The sequence below is a fragment of the Rhodococcus sp. NPDC055024 genome, from assembly GCF_053608585.1.
The window spans coordinates 290,895-307,456 of the sequence record NZ_JBSGVT010000005.1 but is presented as its reverse complement, the minus strand read 5'-3'; the positions used below and the strand labels follow the sequence as shown (position 1 = coordinate 307,456).

18 protein-coding genes are annotated in these 16,562 nt (G+C 61.8%); 14 read left to right on the top strand and 4 right to left on the bottom strand.

The features are described from left to right. The first annotated feature begins 61 nt into the window (after positions 1–61). The 11 genes from secY (at position 62) to truA (ending at position 7,786) form a co-directional block, all read left to right on the top strand. Positions 62–1,381 (top strand): preprotein translocase subunit SecY, encoded by a 1,320-nt coding sequence (gene secY / locus ACWF6P_RS14295; RefSeq protein ID WP_230812251.1) that lies wholly within the window; start codon positions 62–64, stop codon positions 1,379–1,381. After that, entirely contained in the window at positions 1,378–1,923 is a 546-nt protein-coding gene (locus ACWF6P_RS14290; protein WP_003940868.1) for an adenylate kinase, read from the top strand. The genes secY and ACWF6P_RS14290 overlap by 4 nt, the downstream gene beginning before the upstream one ends. Further along, complete coding sequence (gene map, locus ACWF6P_RS14285) at positions 1,923–2,720, top strand: type I methionyl aminopeptidase (protein ID WP_452621421.1); 798 nt, start codon at positions 1,923–1,925, stop codon at positions 2,718–2,720. The genes ACWF6P_RS14290 and map overlap by 1 nt, the downstream gene beginning before the upstream one ends. Positions 2,721–3,034: 314 nt before the next feature. Continuing rightward, entirely contained in the window at positions 3,035–3,256 is a 222-nt protein-coding gene (gene infA, locus ACWF6P_RS14280) for a translation initiation factor IF-1 (protein WP_003418601.1), read from the top strand. 90 nt (positions 3,257–3,346) lie between these two features. Continuing rightward, positions 3,347–3,460, top strand: a complete 114-nt coding sequence (rpmJ, locus tag ACWF6P_RS14275; protein WP_003938068.1) for a 50S ribosomal protein L36 — start codon at positions 3,347–3,349, stop codon at positions 3,458–3,460. A 250-nt stretch (positions 3,461–3,710) separates the two neighbouring features. Next, positions 3,711–4,085, top strand: a complete 375-nt coding sequence (gene rpsM, locus ACWF6P_RS14270; RefSeq protein ID WP_003940834.1) for a 30S ribosomal protein S13 — start codon at positions 3,711–3,713, stop codon at positions 4,083–4,085. Next, a complete protein-coding gene (rpsK, locus tag ACWF6P_RS14265; RefSeq protein ID WP_003940683.1) occupies positions 4,085–4,498 on the top strand; it encodes a 30S ribosomal protein S11 in 414 nt (137 codons plus the stop codon). The genes rpsM and rpsK overlap by 1 nt, the downstream gene beginning before the upstream one ends. A gap of 22 nt (positions 4,499–4,520) precedes the next feature. Beyond that, the gene (gene rpsD / locus ACWF6P_RS14260; protein ID WP_452621420.1) at positions 4,521–5,126 is read left to right on the top strand and encodes a 30S ribosomal protein S4; all 606 of its coding nucleotides are present in this window, start codon (positions 4,521–4,523) and stop codon (positions 5,124–5,126) included. A gap of 120 nt (positions 5,127–5,246) precedes the next feature. Continuing rightward, positions 5,247–6,308: a DNA-directed RNA polymerase subunit alpha gene (locus ACWF6P_RS14255; protein ID WP_003941016.1), complete on the top strand. Its 1,062-nt coding sequence runs from the start codon at positions 5,247–5,249 to the stop codon at positions 6,306–6,308. A 29-nt stretch (positions 6,309–6,337) separates the two neighbouring features. Further along, positions 6,338–6,895 (top strand): 50S ribosomal protein L17, encoded by a 558-nt coding sequence (rplQ, locus tag ACWF6P_RS14250; RefSeq protein WP_020906897.1) that lies wholly within the window; start codon positions 6,338–6,340, stop codon positions 6,893–6,895. 6 nt (positions 6,896–6,901) lie between these two features. Further along, positions 6,902–7,786 (top strand): tRNA pseudouridine(38-40) synthase TruA, encoded by an 885-nt coding sequence (gene truA / locus ACWF6P_RS14245; RefSeq protein ID WP_452621419.1) that lies wholly within the window; start codon positions 6,902–6,904, stop codon positions 7,784–7,786. Positions 7,787–7,844: 58 nt separating this feature from the next. Here the strand turns inward: truA and ACWF6P_RS14240 are convergent, their stop codons facing one another. Continuing rightward, positions 7,845–8,987, bottom strand: a complete 1,143-nt coding sequence (locus ACWF6P_RS14240) for an acyl-CoA dehydrogenase family protein (RefSeq protein WP_230812255.1) — start codon at positions 8,985–8,987, stop codon at positions 7,845–7,847. 57 nt (positions 8,988–9,044) lie between these two features. Here ACWF6P_RS14240 and ACWF6P_RS14235 point away from each other — a divergent pair, with 57 nt between their 5' ends. Together ACWF6P_RS14235 and ACWF6P_RS14230 are read left to right on the top strand one after the other, a co-directional pair. Beyond that, a complete protein-coding gene (locus ACWF6P_RS14235; RefSeq protein WP_452621418.1) occupies positions 9,045–9,623 on the top strand; it encodes a TetR/AcrR family transcriptional regulator in 579 nt (192 codons plus the stop codon). A gap of 22 nt (positions 9,624–9,645) precedes the next feature. Next, positions 9,646–10,203: an NADPH-dependent FMN reductase gene (locus ACWF6P_RS14230; RefSeq protein WP_378447816.1), complete on the top strand. Its 558-nt coding sequence runs from the start codon at positions 9,646–9,648 to the stop codon at positions 10,201–10,203. A gap of 16 nt (positions 10,204–10,219) precedes the next feature. Here the strand turns inward: ACWF6P_RS14230 and eccE are convergent, their stop codons facing one another. After that, a complete protein-coding gene (gene eccE / locus ACWF6P_RS14225) occupies positions 10,220–11,860 on the bottom strand; it encodes a type VII secretion protein EccE (protein ID WP_452621417.1) in 1,641 nt (546 codons plus the stop codon). Between the two features lie 96 nt (positions 11,861–11,956). Between eccE and eccB the strand changes: the two genes are divergently transcribed. Further along, complete coding sequence (gene eccB / locus ACWF6P_RS14220; RefSeq protein WP_452621416.1) at positions 11,957–13,423, top strand: type VII secretion protein EccB; 1,467 nt, start codon at positions 11,957–11,959, stop codon at positions 13,421–13,423. A 14-nt stretch (positions 13,424–13,437) separates the two neighbouring features. Here eccB and mycP read toward each other — a convergent pair whose 3' ends face one another. Both mycP and eccD read right to left on the bottom strand, forming a co-directional pair. After that, positions 13,438–14,850: a type VII secretion-associated serine protease mycosin gene (gene mycP, locus ACWF6P_RS14215; protein WP_452621415.1), complete on the bottom strand. Its 1,413-nt coding sequence runs from the start codon at positions 14,848–14,850 to the stop codon at positions 13,438–13,440. 14 nt (positions 14,851–14,864) lie between these two features. Continuing rightward, on the bottom strand, positions 14,865–16,331 hold the full coding sequence (gene eccD, locus ACWF6P_RS14210) for a type VII secretion integral membrane protein EccD (protein WP_452621414.1): 1,467 nt from the start codon (positions 16,329–16,331) through the stop codon (positions 14,865–14,867). Positions 16,332–16,562: the final 231 nt, after the last annotated feature.

Here is a 16,562-nt window from a genome sequence, read left to right as displayed (position 1 = left end):
GAGTTCAAAAGTTCGACAGGTCAAAACGATCTGTCTCCCTACCGTCGTGCCAGGAGGATCTTTGCTTTCCGCCTTCGTCTCGGCCCTCAGGACCCCAGACCTGAGGCGGAAGATCCTCTTCACCCTCGGCTTGGTGGCTCTGTATCGGGTCGGCGCTCTCATTCCGTCCCCAGGTGTCGACTACGGCCGCGTGCGTCAGTGCATCGATATCGCCAACTCGGGTGACTCAGCAGGTATCTACTCGCTGATCAACCTGTTCTCCGGCGGCGCTCTGCTTCAGATGTCGATCTTTGCGATCGGAATCATGCCGTACATCACGGCAAGCATCATCGTGCAGCTGCTGACCGTGGTGATCCCGAAGTTCGAGGAACTTCGAAAAGAAGGCCAGTCCGGTCAGGCCAAGATGACGCAGTACACGCGTTACCTGTCCATCGCTCTGGCCATCCTGCAGTCGACTGGCATCGTCGCCCTCGCGGCACGTGGCCAGTTGCTCCAGGGCTGTGACGACATCATCGCCGACAAGTCGATCTTCGGTCTTGTCATCATCGTGCTGGTCATGACTGCCGGTGCTGCCATGGTCATGTGGTTCGGTGAGGTCATCACCGAACGCGGCGTCGGCAACGGTATGTCGCTCCTCATCTTCGCCGGTATCGCATCGCGTATCCCGAGCGAGGGCAAGTCGATTCTCGACAGCCGCGGTCCACTGGTCTTCGCCTTCGTCTGCCTCGCAGCGCTGTTGATCATCGCCGGTGTCGTCTTCGTCGAGCAGGGTCAGCGCCGCATTCCGGTGCAGTACGCAAAGCGGATGGTCGGACGCAAGATGTACGGCGGATCCTCGACGTACCTGCCACTGAAGGTCAACCAGGCCGGCGTCATCCCGGTGATCTTCGCGTCTTCACTGCTGTACCTCCCGAACTTGATCGCACAGCTGACTTCGGCCAGCACAGCGGTCGACCCCAGTTGGTGGCAGCGCCTGATCAACACCTACCTGGTGAACCCGGCCAACCCGGTGTACATCGCGATCTACTTCGGCCTGATCGTCTTCTTCACGTACTTCTACGTCGCCATCACCTTCAATCCCGAAGAGCGCGCCGACGAGATGAAGAAGTTCGGTGGCTTCATCCCCGGTATCCGACCCGGTCAACCGACCGCGGATTACCTCAACTACGTGCTGAGTCGCATCACCCTTCCGGGTGCGATTTACCTCGGCACCATTGCTGTTCTGCCCAACCTGTTCCTCGATATCGGGAATGGTGGCGGCGCGCAGAACCTGCCGTTCGGTGGCACCGCGGTGCTGATCATGGTCAGCGTCGGTCTGGACACCGTGAAGCAGATCGAGAGTCAGCTAATGCAGCGTAACTATGAAGGGTTCCTCAAGTGAGACTTGTCCTCCTTGGTCCTCCCGGTGCCGGCAAGGGCACCCAGGCCGCTATCTTGTCCGAGAAGTTCGGCGTACCCCACATTTCGACGGGTGATCTCTTCCGCGCGAACATCGGTCAGGCCACCGCTCTCGGTGTAGAAGCAAAGAAGTACATCGACGCCGGTGAACTGGTACCGAGTTCGATCACCAACGACATGGTGAAGGCTCGCGTCGCAGAACCGGACGCAGCAAACGGATTCCTTCTCGACGGATTCCCGCGCTCCGTCGAACAGGCTCAGGCACTCGAGGGAATCTTGAAGGACCTCGACACCAAGCTCGACGGTGTCCTCTCCTTCGTCGTCGACGAGGACATCGTGGTCGAGCGCATGCTCGCCCGCGGTCGTGCAGACGACACCGAGGACGTCATCCGCAACCGCCTCCGGGTCTACCGCGACGAGACGTCACCGCTGTTCGACTACTACAAGGACAGCATCGTCTCCGTCGACGCGATCGGCGAGGTCGAAGAGGTCAACGCACGCGCACTGGCAGCGTTGGGTAAGTAATGGTCTTCGGGCGTAAGCGCAAGGTTGTTCCGTTCCGCTCCGCGGGCGAACTCGACGCGATGGCTGCTGCCGGCGCGATCGTGGGTTCGGCGTTGGTGGCGGTGCGCGCTGCGGCGAAGCCCGGTGTCAGCACTTTGGAACTGAACGCGGTCGCAGAATCCGTCATTCGTGACGCCGGCGCCGTGCCGTCGTTCCTCGGGTACCACGGCTTCACCGGTTCGATCTGCTCCTCGGTCAACGATCGCGTCGTTCACGGGATCCCTTCGTCTCAGGACATCCTGGCCGAAGGTGACCTCGTTTCGATCGACTGCGGTGCGATCCTCGACGGTTGGCACGGTGACTCTGCTTGGACGTTCGGTGTCGGCGAGATCAGCGTCGCCGATCAGGAACTGAGCGAGGCAACTCGGCTTTCGATGGAAGCCGGAATCGCGGCGATGATCGCAGGCAACCGTCTGACGGACGTTTCGCACGCGATCGAGGTCGGCACCAAGGCTGCCGAGAAGTTGCACGGTCGTTCCTACGGCATCGTCGACGGATACGGCGGACACGGAATCGGTCGCGAAATGCACATGGATCCGTTCCTCGCCAATGAAGGTGCCCCGGGTAAGGGTCCTGAATTGGTTGTCGGATCGTGCCTGGCGATCGAGCCGATGCTCACGCTCGGCACCACCGACACGGTGATTCTCGACGACGACTGGACTGTCGTGACCACCGACGGTTCCCGCGCAGCGCACTGGGAACACACCGTCGCTGTGACCGAAGACGGGCCGCGGATTCTTACCCTTCGGCCGGAGTAGTCGCCACAGTCGCTGACAAGTGTTGGCAGCGAGCATGTTTCACGTTCGAAAAAGTCCCAGCCTCATGTCGAGGCTGGGACTTTTTCGATGGGGGAGCGGTGTGTGTCGTCACCCTGACCGGAGGCGCATTTGGCCTGGTCGTTTACATCGCGTAACATGGCTAGGCGGTGCGCTATGCGCGTCGATAGTTCGTGTGCCTACGCCCGGATAGCTCCGGGATCGGGCTTGCGAACTGCCGACGATCTTTCCATTGCGTGCCAATGTAACGGAAGCCGATGCACGAAGCATGCCAAACCAAACGGATCGCGGAGGATATGGCTAAGAAAGACGGGGCCATCGAGGTCGAAGGACGAGTAGTCGAGCCGCTGCCCAATGCGATGTTCCGCATTGAGCTCGAGAATGGCCACAAGGTCCTCGCCCACATCAGCGGAAAGATGCGTCAGCACTACATTCGCATCCTCCCGGAAGATCGCGTTGTCGTAGAGCTCTCGCCCTACGATTTGTCGCGCGGACGCATCGTTTACCGCTACAAGTAACGAACTTCCCGGACCTGACCTGGGTCAGGGAGAAGTATGTCTGCTGCGGTTCATCGCGGCAGGCTGCGACAAAACAGGAGATCAGAAGACGTGAAGGTTCAGCCGAGCGTCAAGAAGATCTGCGAGAAGTGCAAAGTGATTCGCCGTAACGGTCGAGTCATGGTGATCTGCGAGAACCTGCGTCACAAGCAGCGTCAGGGCTAGATCTAGCTTTTCGAAGATCTGCTTGGCAACAAGCAAAGAAGACCTCCCAGTACCAGCCATTGTTGACGAGACCCCACGCGATCGTTCACCGATCGCCAAGGTCGGACAATGGTTCACCCCCGGCACGGAGGCCGGGGCCCCACTGAGTTAGTTGATGAGATCATCTGCGCCTTCGGGCGTCGGTACTCGGCAAGAGGCACAGGGGAAGGGCTGGGAGCAGACCTCCGCACACCGATAAGGAAATGCCACCATGGCACGTCTCTCTGGTGTTGATCTTCCTCGCGAAAAGCGCATGGAGATCGCACTGACATACATCTACGGCATCGGCCGTACCCGCTCCAAGGAAATCCTTGACGCCACCGGCGTCAGCCCGGATCTCCGGAGCAAGGACCTCTCGGACGAGGACCTGGCAAAGCTCCGCGAGTACATCGAGGAGTCGCTCAAGGTTGAGGGTGACCTTCGCCGCGAGGTTCAGGCCGACATCCGTCGCAAGATCGAGATCGGCTGCTACCAGGGCCTGCGCCACCGTCGTGGTCTGCCCGTGCGTGGTCAGCGCACCAAGACCAACGCCCGTACCCGTAAGGGTCCGAAGCGCACCATTGCCGGCAAGAAGAAGGCGAAGTAATGCCCCCGAAGTCACGTAGCACCGGTCCGAAGAAGACCCAGAAGACGCGTCGCAGGGATAAGAAGAACATCCCGCACGGCGCCGCTCACATCAAGAGCACCTTCAACAACACCATCGTGTCCATCACGGACCCCGCCGGAAATGTCATTTCCTGGGCGTCTTCGGGACACGTCGGCTTCAAGGGTTCGCGTAAGTCGACTCCCTTCGCCGCTCAGCTTGCTGCTGAGAGCGCTGCCCGTAAGGCGCAGGAGCACGGTGTCAAGAAGGTTGACGTCTTCGTCAAGGGACCGGGATCCGGTCGCGAGACCGCAATCCGTTCCCTCCAGGCTGCTGGCCTCGAGGTCGGCACCATTTCCGATGTAACCCCCCAGCCGCACAACGGCTGCCGTCCGCCCAAGCGGCGTCGGGTATAGCGGGAAGGATAGGTAGAAGAAAATGGCACGTTATACCGGACCCATCACCCGCAAGTCGCGTCGTCTGCGCGTCGACCTCGTTGGAGGCGACCAGGCATTCGAGCGTCGCCCGTACCCGCCCGGACAGCACGGCCGCGCGCGTATCAAGGAGAGCGAGTACCTGCTCCAGCTGCAGGAGAAGCAGAAGGCTCGCTTCACCTACGGCGTCATGGAGAAGCAGTTCCGCCTGTACTACAAGGAGGCGAACAACCGCCCCGGCAAGACCGGTGAGAACCTGCTTCGCATCCTCGAGTCGCGTCTCGACAACGTCGTGTACCGCGCAGGACTCGCTCGCACGCGCCGCCAGGCACGTCAGCTGGTCACGCACGGTCACCTTCTCGTGAACAACAAGAAGGTCGACATCCCGAGCTACCGCGTCTCGCAGTACGACATCATCGATGTCAAGGAGAAGTCGCTCACCACGCTTCCGTTCCAGGTTGCGCGTGAGACCGTCGGCGATCGCCCGGTTCCCGGGTGGCTGCAGGTTGTCGGCTCGCGTCTTCGGATCCTGGTTCACCAGCTTCCCGAGCGCGCGCAGATCGACATCGCTCTGCAGGAACAGCTCATCGTCGAGTACTACTCGAAGTAAGGTGCTCCGCACCCCGTGAGTGGTTGAGGAGTCTCCGGACTCCTCAACCACTCACGGGGCCGCAGGCCCTTTCCCATCGTGGGCGTCAAATAGTGGACGTCCGTACAGGAGGAAATACCAATGCTCATTTCTCAGCGACCCACGCTGACCGAAGAGGTCATCGCTGATAACCGCTCGAAGTTCGTCATCGAGCCCCTGGAGCCAGGTTTCGGGTACACGCTCGGCAATTCGCTGCGCCGCACGCTGCTCTCGTCGATCCCCGGCGCTGCTGTCACCAGCATCCGTATCGACGGCGTTCTCCACGAGTTCACCACCGTCCCGGGCGTGAAGGAAGATGTCACCGACATCATCCTGAACCTCAAGGGCCTCGTCGTGAACTCCGAAGAGGACGAGCCGGTCACCATGTACGTCCGCAAGCAGGGCCCCGGCGCTGTTACCGCAGGCGACATCGTGCCCCCGGCAGGCGTCACCGTGAACAACCCTGATCTGCACATCGCCACCCTGAACGACAAGGGAAAGCTGGAGATCGAGCTCGTTGTCGAGCGCGGTCGCGGCTATGTCCCCGCCGTCCAGAACAAGGCGTCCGGCGCAGAGATCGGCCGTATCCCGGTCGACTCGATCTACTCGCCGGTGCTCAAGGTCACCTACAAGGTGGAGGCCACTCGCGTCGAACAGCGCACCGACTTCGATCGGCTCGTTCTCGACGTGGAAACGAAGAACTCCATCACCGCACGGGACGCGCTCGCTTCTGCGGGCAAGACCCTGGTTGAGCTCTTCGGCCTGGCCCGTGAGCTGAACGTCGAAGCAGAAGGAATCGAGATCGGACCCTCGCCCGCCGAGGCCGATCACATCGCTTCCTTCGGACTCCCCATCGAGGATCTGGACCTCACGGTCCGCTCCTACAACTGCCTCAAGCGCGAAGGTGTTCACACCGTCGGTGAGCTTGTCGGCCGTACCGAGTCCGATCTGCTCGACATCCGCAACTTCGGACAGAAGTCCATCGACGAGGTCAAGGTCAAGCTGCATTCGCTCGGCCTGTCCCTCAAGGACAGCCCCGCATCCTTCGATCCCACCACCGTTGCCGGCTACGACGCCGCCACCGGAACGTGGAGTGACACTGATGCCGGTTCCTTCGGCGATGCCGAGGGTACCGAGGACTACGCCGAGACCGAACAGCTGTAGCAGCTCAGGTCCTTTACTAGGAGATCATCATGCCCAAGCCCAAGAAGGGTGCCCGCTTCGGCGGGTCGGCTTCCCACCAGAAGGCGATTTTCGCCAATCTGGCTACCGCGCTCTTCGAGCACGGTCGCATCACCACCACCGAGTCCAAGGCCAAGGCACTGCGCCCCTACGCCGAGAAGCTCGTCACGCACGCAAAGGCCGGCACGCTGGCTCACCGTCGTGAGGTGCTGAAGGTCATCCGTAACAAGGATGTCGTTCACACCCTGTTCGCCGAGATCGGCCCGTTCTACGCGGACCGTAACGGTGGATACACCCGCATCATCAAGACGATCCCCCGCAAGGGTGATAACGCTCCGATGGCAATCATCGAGCTCGTCAAGGAAAAGACCGTCACCTCCGAGGCTGATCGCGCTCGTCGCGTCAAGTCCTCGCAGGAAGCTCCCGCCGCAGAGAACGTCGTCGAGGCCGTAGAGGCCGACGCGACCGAAGCTGAGGTCGAGAACGCTGACGCAGTCGTCGAGGCCATCGAGGACGAGACCGCAACTGCGGCCGACGCTCCCGAGGCCGAAGAGGCCAAGAAGGACTAGTCTCCCTTGGTTTCGGCACACGCTGAATCGAACGAGCCCGCCGCCCCCACCGGGGACGGCGGGCTCGTTCGATTGCGGCTCGACATCTCCTATGACGGCACCGATTTCTCGGGTTGGGCCCGTCAGACCGACCTGCGCACCGTGTGCGGCGAGATCGAAGACAAGTTGGGAACGGTGCTACGGCAACCGGTTCAGCTCACTGTTGCCGGTCGAACGGACGCTGGTGTCCACGCAACCGGGCAGGTAGCGCACGTCGACGTCCCGGGCGAGTTGCTCCCGGACGACCCTTCGCGACTTGTGCGCAGGCTCGCACGATTCTTGCCCAAGGACGTTCGGGTCAAACAGATCTCGGTGGTTCCCGGTGAGTTCGACGCGCGCTTCTCGGCGATGCGACGCTATTACGAGTACCGGGTGACCAACGCGGCATTCGGCGTGGAGCCCCTGCGCGCACGCGATACCGTGTCGTACCCCAAACCACTCGATCTCGGCGCGATGCAGGAAGCGTCGAATCGGCTTCTCGGCCTTCACAACTTCGCGGCATTCTGCAAGCGTCGAGAAGGTGCCACGACGGTGCGGGAGCTGCAACGTTTCGACTGGGCACAAGAGGGCGCGGTATTCACGGCTTACGTGAATGCTGACGCATTCTGCTGGTCGATGGTTCGCAGCCTTGTAGGCGCAGTCCTCTCCGTCGGTGAGGGAAGGCGCACCGCCGACTGGGTGGCGGGTTTGCTCGACGAAACTTCGCGGTCCAGTTCCATCCTCGTTGCGCCGGCGCACGGACTTTCGTTGGTTCGCGTGGACTACCCCGACTACTCGGAACTGGCTGCCCGGAACGCGATTACCCGTGAGACCCGCGAGATTCCGTCTTCGGGTGGATGCTGCGGCGACTGATCGGCTGCATACAAAATGCCCTCCCACTCTGGTGTGGGAGGGCATTCGTATCGGGCGGCTATCCCGCCAGTTGGCGCGCGATGACCAGCCGCTGAATCTGGTTGGTGCCCTCGAAGATCTGCGTGATCTTGGCCTCGCGCATGTAGCGCTCGACGGGGAAGTCCTGGGTGTATCCGTACCCCCCGAATACCTGAACGGCGTCGGTGGTGACCTTCATTGCCGCGTCGGTGGCAACAAGCTTTGCGACGCTGGCATTGCGCGAATACGGCACTCCGGCGTCGCGGCGGCGGGCAGCATCGAGGTAGGTGGCACGGGCGGAGTCAACTGCGGCAGCCATGTCTGCGAGCACGAATCCGAGTCCTTGGTGATCGATGATCCGCTTGCCGAATGCCTTGCGCTCCTTCGCGTAAGCGACCGCGTCGTCGAGCGCGCCCTGGGCGATTCCGACGGCAACAGCAGCGATTCCGAGTCGACCGGAGTCGAGCGCGCTGAAGGCGATCGGGAGCCCCTGTCCGCGCTGACCGATCAATCGCTCGTCAGGAATGAAGGCGTCGTCGTAGTTCGCGGAGGCAGTGGGGACCGCGCGTAGCCCCATCTTCTCTTCTGGTTTACCGAAGCTGAGGCCCTCGGTGTCCTTGTCCACCAGGAGGCAGGAGACCCCGCGTGAGCCGTCGTCACTGGTGCGGGCGAAGAGATTGTAAAAGTCCGCCTTGCCGCCGTTGGTGATCCAGGCTTTCGAGCCGTTGACGCGGTAACCGCCTTCGGTGGGCGTCGCCTTGCACGACAACGCGGCGGCGTCGGATCCGGCCTGCGCTTCGGAGAGGCTGTATGCGCCGATGGTGTTGCCACCCAGCATGTCCGGAAGCCAACGGTTCTTCTGTTCGTCGGTGCCGAAGGTGAACAGCGGGAAGCATGACAGGCTGTGCACGCTCACCGCCACTGCCACCGCTGCCCAGCGTGAGGCGATCTCTTCGAGCACTTGGAGGTACACCTCGTACGGCTGATCGCCGCCGCCGAATTCCTCGGGGTACGGCAGGCTCAGCAGGCCCGCCTGACCGAGTGCGGGGAACACTCCGTCGGGATACTTCTCGGCCTTCTCATATTCGTTGACCTTGGGCGCGAGTACCTTGTCCGCGACATCACGCGTCAGTTCGATGAGATCGCGAGCTTCTTGGCTGGGCATCAGGCGTTCGACGGGCACGGTCGGCTCCTAGCTAGACAGTAGTACTGAGAACGATACTGCAGTACTGTCTTGCGTATGGCAAGGCTGGTTCGCAAGACGACTGCGCGCAGGGCGGAACTGTTCGATCAATTGGTCGAGCTGTTCCTGAGCGAGGGTTTCGCCCACCTCACGCTCGACGAGATCGCAGCTCGTCTGCACTGCTCCAAGAGCACCTTGTACACCGTGGCGGCCGGCAAGGAGGACCTCGTGCGGGCGGTGACAGTTCACTTCTTCCGTGCGGCGACCGATGCGGTGGAGAGTGCCGTGGCCGCAGAGGCGACGCCCACTCGTCGAGTGGCGGTTTATCTCGAAGCAGTCGGTGATCAATTGTCCCCGGCGTCCCGTCAATTCATGGAAGACCTGGCCGAATCGGTGTCGGCGAGCCAGGTCTACGAGAAGAACACGTCGATCGCTGCTGATCGTGTGCGATCGCTCATCGTCGAGGGAGTCGATTCAGGCGCATTCCGGCAGGTACACGCATCATTTGTCGCCGATGCCGCTGCGGCGACGATGGTTCGGATCCAGCAACGCGCGGTCTACCGGGCAACGGGATTGGACGATGCCAGCGCCTATCGGGAACTGGCAGCACTCATCACGGACGGGATCACTGCGTGATCAGTCGCTAGCATCGACGTTCATGGCACCTTTGAACGTCGAAGTCATCGTAGGTTCGGTCCGCGAAGGGCGAATAGGACGAGCAGTGGCGGATTGGTTTGTCGAGCGCGCAACCACGAACCCGTCGTGGAAGGTGTCGGTGATCGACCTCCGAGAGCTGTCGTTGCCCCAGGATTTCTCGGATTCACCTGCCACGGAGGTTTTCCGCAAGCGAATCGGGCGCGCCGACGCTGTAGTTGCCGTGACCTCCGAATACAACCACGGATATCCGGCTGCCCTCAAGACCGCATTCGATTCCGTGAAGCACGAGTGGCGGGCCAAGCCGATCGGCTTCGTGTCCTACGGCGGGATATCAGGTGGTGTTCGGGCCGTCGAACAGCTGAGGCAAGTAGTGGCGGAGTTGCACATGGTCTCGGTGCGTCAAAGCGTGACCATTCACCGGGTACGTAAGCAATTCGGACACGAGCCGTACGGCATCGATCCGATTGCGATCGATGCGACCGAGAAGATGATTCGTGAATTGCATTGGTGGGGGAGCGGATTGCGTACGCAGCGTGCGAGTGACCCATACCCCGGCTGATCGAGAACCTACGCGATCACGCCATCTGGTGAGCGTCGCCGGCTCGTGGACGACCGATGAACGAGGTCTCGGAAGCAATGGTCACCAGGGTCAGTTCGACGCGAGTGCGGCCGGTTTCGACCGTGATCCTGTCGCCGAGTGCGAATGGCTGGACTATCGAAATTTCAGGGTCGATCCGAGGCCATTGGCGCGGATGTCCGTACACGTAGATCGCGGTCACGCCGGCACGCGGAGGCAGCCCCTCGACTCCGTCGAACACGACAGTGTTGAAGGCGCCCTCAGGCCCACCGCCCTGACCGGACACGCGGAGTCGGTCGGGCACTCCCATGGAGTCGGTGAGCGCGGTCCAGGCTTCCGGTCGATCAGTGTGGATGAGTACTCGAGCGCCGGTCGCGATGGCTCTGAAGATCAATTGCTGAGCTAGATAGAGTTCGCCGGCGACAAAGACCGAGTTGACGCCGGACCCCGAAATTCTTGCTGTGACACCGTTCCCGTTTCGGTCGGAGCCGATGAGCTGGCCGCACCCGGCAAGGGGTAGCGCGAGTGAGTCGAGTGCGTCCGCGTCCATGCGGATGTGCGGCGTGATCGGATCCAGCGCCGTCAGCGCCGTCGGCAGGTTGGTCAACAGTCCGTCGCGTTGGCGCCCCCGTAACGAGACCAACCCGGCCAATGGTGCGTTCTCAGGTGGATTGCGCGTGGTGAAACGGCATGTCGCGCTGACCTTTGCCTCTCCGCTTTCGCCGTTGGGGCGCAACCGAATTGTCACGGATGTCCCGACCGTTGCCACTGCCCATATTCGAGTCAGGGTCGAGGTGGTGATGAAGCGGGGTTCAATCCCGTATCCCACGTTGGACACGCCGGGCAACGGGGTGCTTCGCCACGTTTCGGTGACCTCGTCGCTGTCCACTCCTCTTGTCACCTGGGCAGTGGACGAGGCAATTTCCGGTGCGGTCAGGATCCGCGCCTTGCATCCCGCTGTATCGAGAACCCGGATGACACGATTGGCGGCAACAGCGATCGCGCGGCCCGCGCCCTGTTCGCCCCCGCCGCGGCGCTCGACTGCTGCAGAACCCTCGAGAGCGTCGAAACGTAGTGCAAGCCACACACTTCTGGTGGCGGTGGCTGGTAGCGGTCCGATGAGTCGTTCGTAGACTTCGGTGGCCGGGGTTCCGGATGCGGCGCGATATCCGTGACTGACAATGTCGATGCCGGTGAGCGAGATGTCGTGCTGATGAAGACAATCCACGAGCGCAGCCGTGGGCAGAAGGTGGGACGCGTCGAACGAATGACGCCCGATCCTGGTCAGGTAGTCGCGCGGTGGAGCGATCTCGACGACAGCGACGAGTGAAGATCCGTCCACTCGCAGCCCGATCGACTGCTCGGAGGGGGTGTGAAAACTGACGATCGTTCCGCCGTCCACGTTCTTGTGGCGAAGATAGCGAAAGTACCTGGCAATCCAGGACATTACCGACCAACCGCCCACATGGAGCAGCATTGATCCGGCAACCACACAACCAATTGCCAGCGCCCAGAGCCAATCCAGCCCACTGACCATCGCGATTCCGCCCACACCGATTCCGAGAATCTGTGCCGACACGAATTCGCGCGCCGAAATCCTGTGCGACGACGGCCAATGCTTCAACCGCGATCGGTCCACGGTTCCTCCCCGATACCTGACCTGCCTACTACCCGAAATTTCCGCCCCAGCGAAACTGTACTGTGTCTTCGCAAGGGGATGTAAGGCACGGGGGGAATGATGGCTGCAACACCTACCACGCGCTGGCAGGTCAACGGATACCGTTTCTTGGTCAGGCGGATGGAACATGCGCTGGTAAGACGAGACGTACGGATGCTTCATGATCCGATGCGATCTCAGTCGCGCGCCTTCACCGTCGGAATAGTCCTCGCCGCACTGGGATTGGCGGGATGCGCAGTACTCGCTCTTTTTCGGCCACAGGACAAGATCGGTGATGCCGACATTGTGGTCGCAAAAGAATCGGGCGCAATGTTCGTCGCCATGGAGGGTACTTTTCGTCCTGTGCTGAACTTGGCCTCCGCTCGACTGATTCTGGGTTCGCCAGGAAAACCGGCAATGGTCAAGGCATCCGAGGTCGAGGCGAAACCCCGGGGCGCGCTCGTCGGCATTCCCGGCGCACCGTCCGCGCTGCCGGAATCGTCCGACCCGACCAACGCCTTGTGGACGGTATGCGATTCCGTCGGATCCGACGGGAGAAGATCGTTGACGACTTCGGTCCTGGTCGGCTCGTCCAATGTCGGTGATAACACGACATATCTAACGAATGACAGTGGATTTCTGGTGAAGTCGGGTTCCGATCACTTTCTCGTGTACGACGGGAAGCGAGCGGCAATCGATGTGGATAATCCGGCGATCATGCGGGCTTTGGGACTGGAAGGGGCACAGGCGCGTCCGATCAGTACCGGATTCCTCAATTCGATTCCCGAAGTCCCGCGCGTCGAGGCTCCGCGAATTCCCGAACTGGGATCAGCGCCCCGGTTTCCTCTGCAGAACAAGACTGTCGGCTCCGTCGTCCAGGTTTCGGTGGGTGCGGACCCGCAGTACTACGTGGTACTCGAGAACGGCATCCAGAAGGTCGGCGCGGCAGTTGCCCAACTGATCTACTTCTCGGATTCGCAGGGCGCTACCGGGATCACCAGCGTCACCCCAGATGCCATCAGTCGTATCCCCTCGGTGAGTGAGCTGGCCGTCGACTCGTTGCCGCTGGCGGCTCCAGCGGTACTCGACGATCACGACGCACCTGTCGGCTGTCTGGAATGGGGTCCCTCACCTGTCGTCGAGGGCGACGAAAGTGGTTCTGCAACGCTGAAACTCATCGCCGGATTGCAGGTTCCGATCCCGGAGGGTGGCAAGTTGGTGTCCTTGGCGCAGGCGGACGGATCGGGTGACAACCTCGACAGCGTCCATGTCGAACAGGGCTTCGGCGGGTTCGTTCAAGCGACCGGAATCGAGACGAACAGCACCAGACACGACGGAGTATTCTACGTAGCCGATACCGGTGTGAAATACGGGGTACCGGACGAAACTTCGGCTCGCGCCCTCGGATTGACGCGAACGCCTGATCGCGCGCCTTGGCAGATGCTCGATCTACTTGCATCAGGTCCTGCGCTCGAGAAGAGCAATGCACTGATAGCCCACGACGGAGTCGCCCCCGATTCAGCGCCGGCCGCTCCGGTGAACTGATCGCGTCCGACAGTTCAGAGATCGACATCCCGTCGTTCGGGAAGTCGCCGACGAATTACTCGACGTATGGGCATCGACGCCAACAGTGCCAGTAAGGCGAGAGTACCGACGGTTCCGGCTCCGACGAGTGCCGCGTCGCGAGATCGGTTGTCGGGGGCCGGTGGCGTGGGTAGGGGATCGATCGGTACCGACTGATGGTTGACCCTGACGCGTTCTCCTGGGACCAATTCGCCCGTGACCGCGGCGAGCGGATCGATGACGCCGTGACCGATGTAGGGATTCCAGCCCTGCGCCGGAGCGTGGGCGGTGGCTTCGATACGTTGTATGACCTGAAGTGCAGTCAGTTCCGGGTGAACCGACCTGACCAATGCAGCGGTTGCCGCGACATAGGGCGCAGCGAAACTGGTCCCGTTGAACGACTGCACGGCGCCGTCGGAACCGTAGACTCCGTTGGTCAGACCCGGCGACGTCGGGTGAAGTGAGGTGATTCCGGTGCCGGGCGCCGCCACATCGACCCATGGACCGCCGAGGCTGAAGGAGCTGGCGGCGCCATTGGGGTCTACCGACCCCACTGTGAGTACATAGTCGTCGTACCAAGCCGGACTGGCAATCGTCACAACCGAGTTCCATGGATCGGCTTGGGGATTGAGGGGATCCGGTGGTGGATTCTGGTTCTTGCAACCTCCGGATCCGACGTTACCTGCAGCTGCGACGACTACGACATTCTTCGCGATCGTGGCGTATTCGATTGCAGCGCCGAGTCGTTGGTCGTTGATCCCGTCCCCGGCAGGTTTACAGGCGACTTCGGAGATGTTGATGACGCTTGCACCTATGTCCGCAGCGTGACGGACGGCCGATGCCATGGTGTCGACGTTTCCGTACCCGGATGAGTTCTCGGCTACGGCCGGGCCTTCGCGTTGGCCGGCCACCGAGAAGGCGGCACTGGACTGCCTGATCGAGATGATCTGTGCGTCCGGTGCAGCTCCGGAAAATCCGGAACCCTCGACCTGCTCGGCGGCAATGAGACCGGCCACGACTGTTCCGTGTGAGTCACAATCGTCGGTGCCGTCGGAGGTCCCGACGTAGTCACCGCCGCCTTCGAGCGACGGTAGCCGAGGATGCCTGCTGACGCCGGTATCGATGACAGCAATTCGCTGTCCTGCCCCTCGGGTGATCGGCCACACCGAATCGAATCCCAGATCTTGTTGAGAACGTGGAATGTCCGCACCGTCACCACCTGCCACGGCTGGAACGCACAGGGTTCGTTGTTCGGTGGGTTGTGGAGGTGCAGGCGGACCGTCCTCCGGCAGCATTGCAGGATCGACGGGGGAAGGAACCGCGCTCGATGCGCCACCCGCCCCGGCGAGAACGCTGAAGGCAACGATCACGAGACTGGCGCAGATGTTTGTTGCACGTCGAATCACCATCGATCACCGATCGCTCAGAGGCCACGCATGAGCGCGAAGAGTCCGCTGACCCAGCAGATCAACGGAACGATTGCTGCAATCGCAGCGAGGTCCAACAGTTCTGCTGCTCGTCGCATCACGGGGCTGAATGTGTTCTGGGGGGCGAGGATTCCTAGAATCAGTGCCAGGAGGAGAACGATCATCGTGATGGCGAAGATGACCATGGCATAGTCGCGATGCGCCCATGCCATGTCGCCCAGGAGAACGAGAATCACCGAGATCCCGGCCGTGATGAGTGGGATCGCCTGCTGCGCGCCCGCGTAGGTACGCCCACGAAACATCAACACGACGGAAGTCGCGAAAGCGAGAGCAAGGTTCGGCCAGACGATCCCCTGACCAGACCAGGACCACGCGAGTGCGACGGCAGCGGTGAGCGTGACCACTGACGTGGCCACGATCAGCCCGGTCAGATAGCTACGGGCCCGCCCTGCCCTTTCGGCCAACTCGGTCAGCCCGGGTAGTTCGGGCTCGGGCAGTCCGTCACGGTCGTCGTCGAGGGGATTACTCGGTGTCGGAACCGGGGGGAGCGGTAGTCGCGCGAACAACATCGACAGTCGAGCGGTGAACGTCAGAACGATCAATGCGATGGCAATCACCGCGCCGCTGACGGTCGCGGTGCGCGCCTCGGGAAGCGTCGTCGTGACGGCAAAGTTGCCCACCGCCGCGAAAAGGACGACGAGAAGTGCGGTGAAAACAGCTAATCCGGCGCCGCATAGACGGAGGCAGATCAGAGTTACCGCGGCTGCAAATGCCGAACCGAGAAGCAGATGAGCCGAAAGAACAGTGCCGGGTACGCAGAGTGCGCCGGAGACGAACGCCAGTGGCACCGAAGCGCATCCGAGCGCGACCGCACTTGCCGTGTCTCCGTACACGCGCGCCGTCACGACCGCGGCGACGGTGAACACCAATGACGTGACTCCGCCGCAGACGGCGCCGATCAGTCCGGTATCGCCGAGGACCAGGGTGAGGGCCGCGATGAGCGCAGCGACGAGGGCGGCGGTCGAGCCGACAATGCGCGCGGTGATCGGAGTCCAGCGTCGGTAGATGTCAGCGTCCGTGGCTGCGACGGTGTACATGATGTCGTCGAAGAGTGGGGGTGGGGCAGCCGTGTCGGCAGCATCGAGTACGAGCAATTCCCCATCGCGGATTCCGTGCTCGTGCAACGACAGCGTCGGTGACAGCGGTGCCCTGCCGACTTTGGACAGAGTCCAGTCGACGGGCTCGAATTGCTCGGTGCTGTGGTCGAACTCGTTGAAATTGCTGTGATTGACAATAGTGTCCACAATGCCCGGAATGACCACCGCGAGTGGAACACGAAGCGGCACCGCAAGATCCACCTGTGAATGCGCTGAAAGTACCGTCAACCTGCACAGCTCGGCAGAATGATTCGCGCGTCGTCCGTTTCCGGTGTTCGCAGCGCTGGTTGTAGTGGTGCTGGTCAAGATCTATCCCCTCCTATGACGCGATTCCCCCTTCGCGTCACCCCAGTTCACCCGAACAATACGACATGAAGTGCGCGCCCGTGTCAGGAGAGCTCCGACAACAGGTGGTACCGACCCGAGTGTCGGTGTTGTGATCTACTCTTTTGCAATTGCGCGATCACGCCTTGGGGGGCGGGCCGGTGGTAGTCGGACGAGGCGCATGGCGGCATCAGCCGCAGCACCGATGGGGTG

What these genes read in the sequence shown, in the direction of transcription:
- rpsK (WP_003940683.1), top strand. Translation starts at nt 4,085, where the DNA reads ATGCCCCCGAAGTCACGTAGCACCGGTCCGAAGAAGACCCAGAAGACG.
- mycP (WP_452621415.1), bottom strand. Translation starts at nt 14,850, where the DNA reads ATGGTGATTCGACGTGCAACAAACATCTGCGCCAGTCTCGTGATCGTT.
- rpsM (WP_003940834.1), top strand. Translation starts at nt 3,711, where the DNA reads ATGGCACGTCTCTCTGGTGTTGATCTTCCTCGCGAAAAGCGCATGGAG.
- rplQ (WP_020906897.1), top strand. Translation starts at nt 6,338, where the DNA reads ATGCCCAAGCCCAAGAAGGGTGCCCGCTTCGGCGGGTCGGCTTCCCAC.
- eccB (WP_452621416.1), top strand. Translation starts at nt 11,957, where the DNA reads ATGATGGCTGCAACACCTACCACGCGCTGGCAGGTCAACGGATACCGT.
- infA (WP_003418601.1), top strand. Translation starts at nt 3,035, where the DNA reads ATGGCTAAGAAAGACGGGGCCATCGAGGTCGAAGGACGAGTAGTCGAG.
- rpsD (WP_452621420.1), top strand. Translation starts at nt 4,521, where the DNA reads ATGGCACGTTATACCGGACCCATCACCCGCAAGTCGCGTCGTCTGCGC.
- ACWF6P_RS14235 (WP_452621418.1), top strand. Translation starts at nt 9,045, where the DNA reads ATGGCAAGGCTGGTTCGCAAGACGACTGCGCGCAGGGCGGAACTGTTC.
- ACWF6P_RS14255 (WP_003941016.1), top strand. Translation starts at nt 5,247, where the DNA reads ATGCTCATTTCTCAGCGACCCACGCTGACCGAAGAGGTCATCGCTGAT.
- ACWF6P_RS14230 (WP_378447816.1), top strand. Translation starts at nt 9,646, where the DNA reads ATGGCACCTTTGAACGTCGAAGTCATCGTAGGTTCGGTCCGCGAAGGG.
- map (WP_452621421.1), top strand. Translation starts at nt 1,923, where the DNA reads ATGGTCTTCGGGCGTAAGCGCAAGGTTGTTCCGTTCCGCTCCGCGGGC.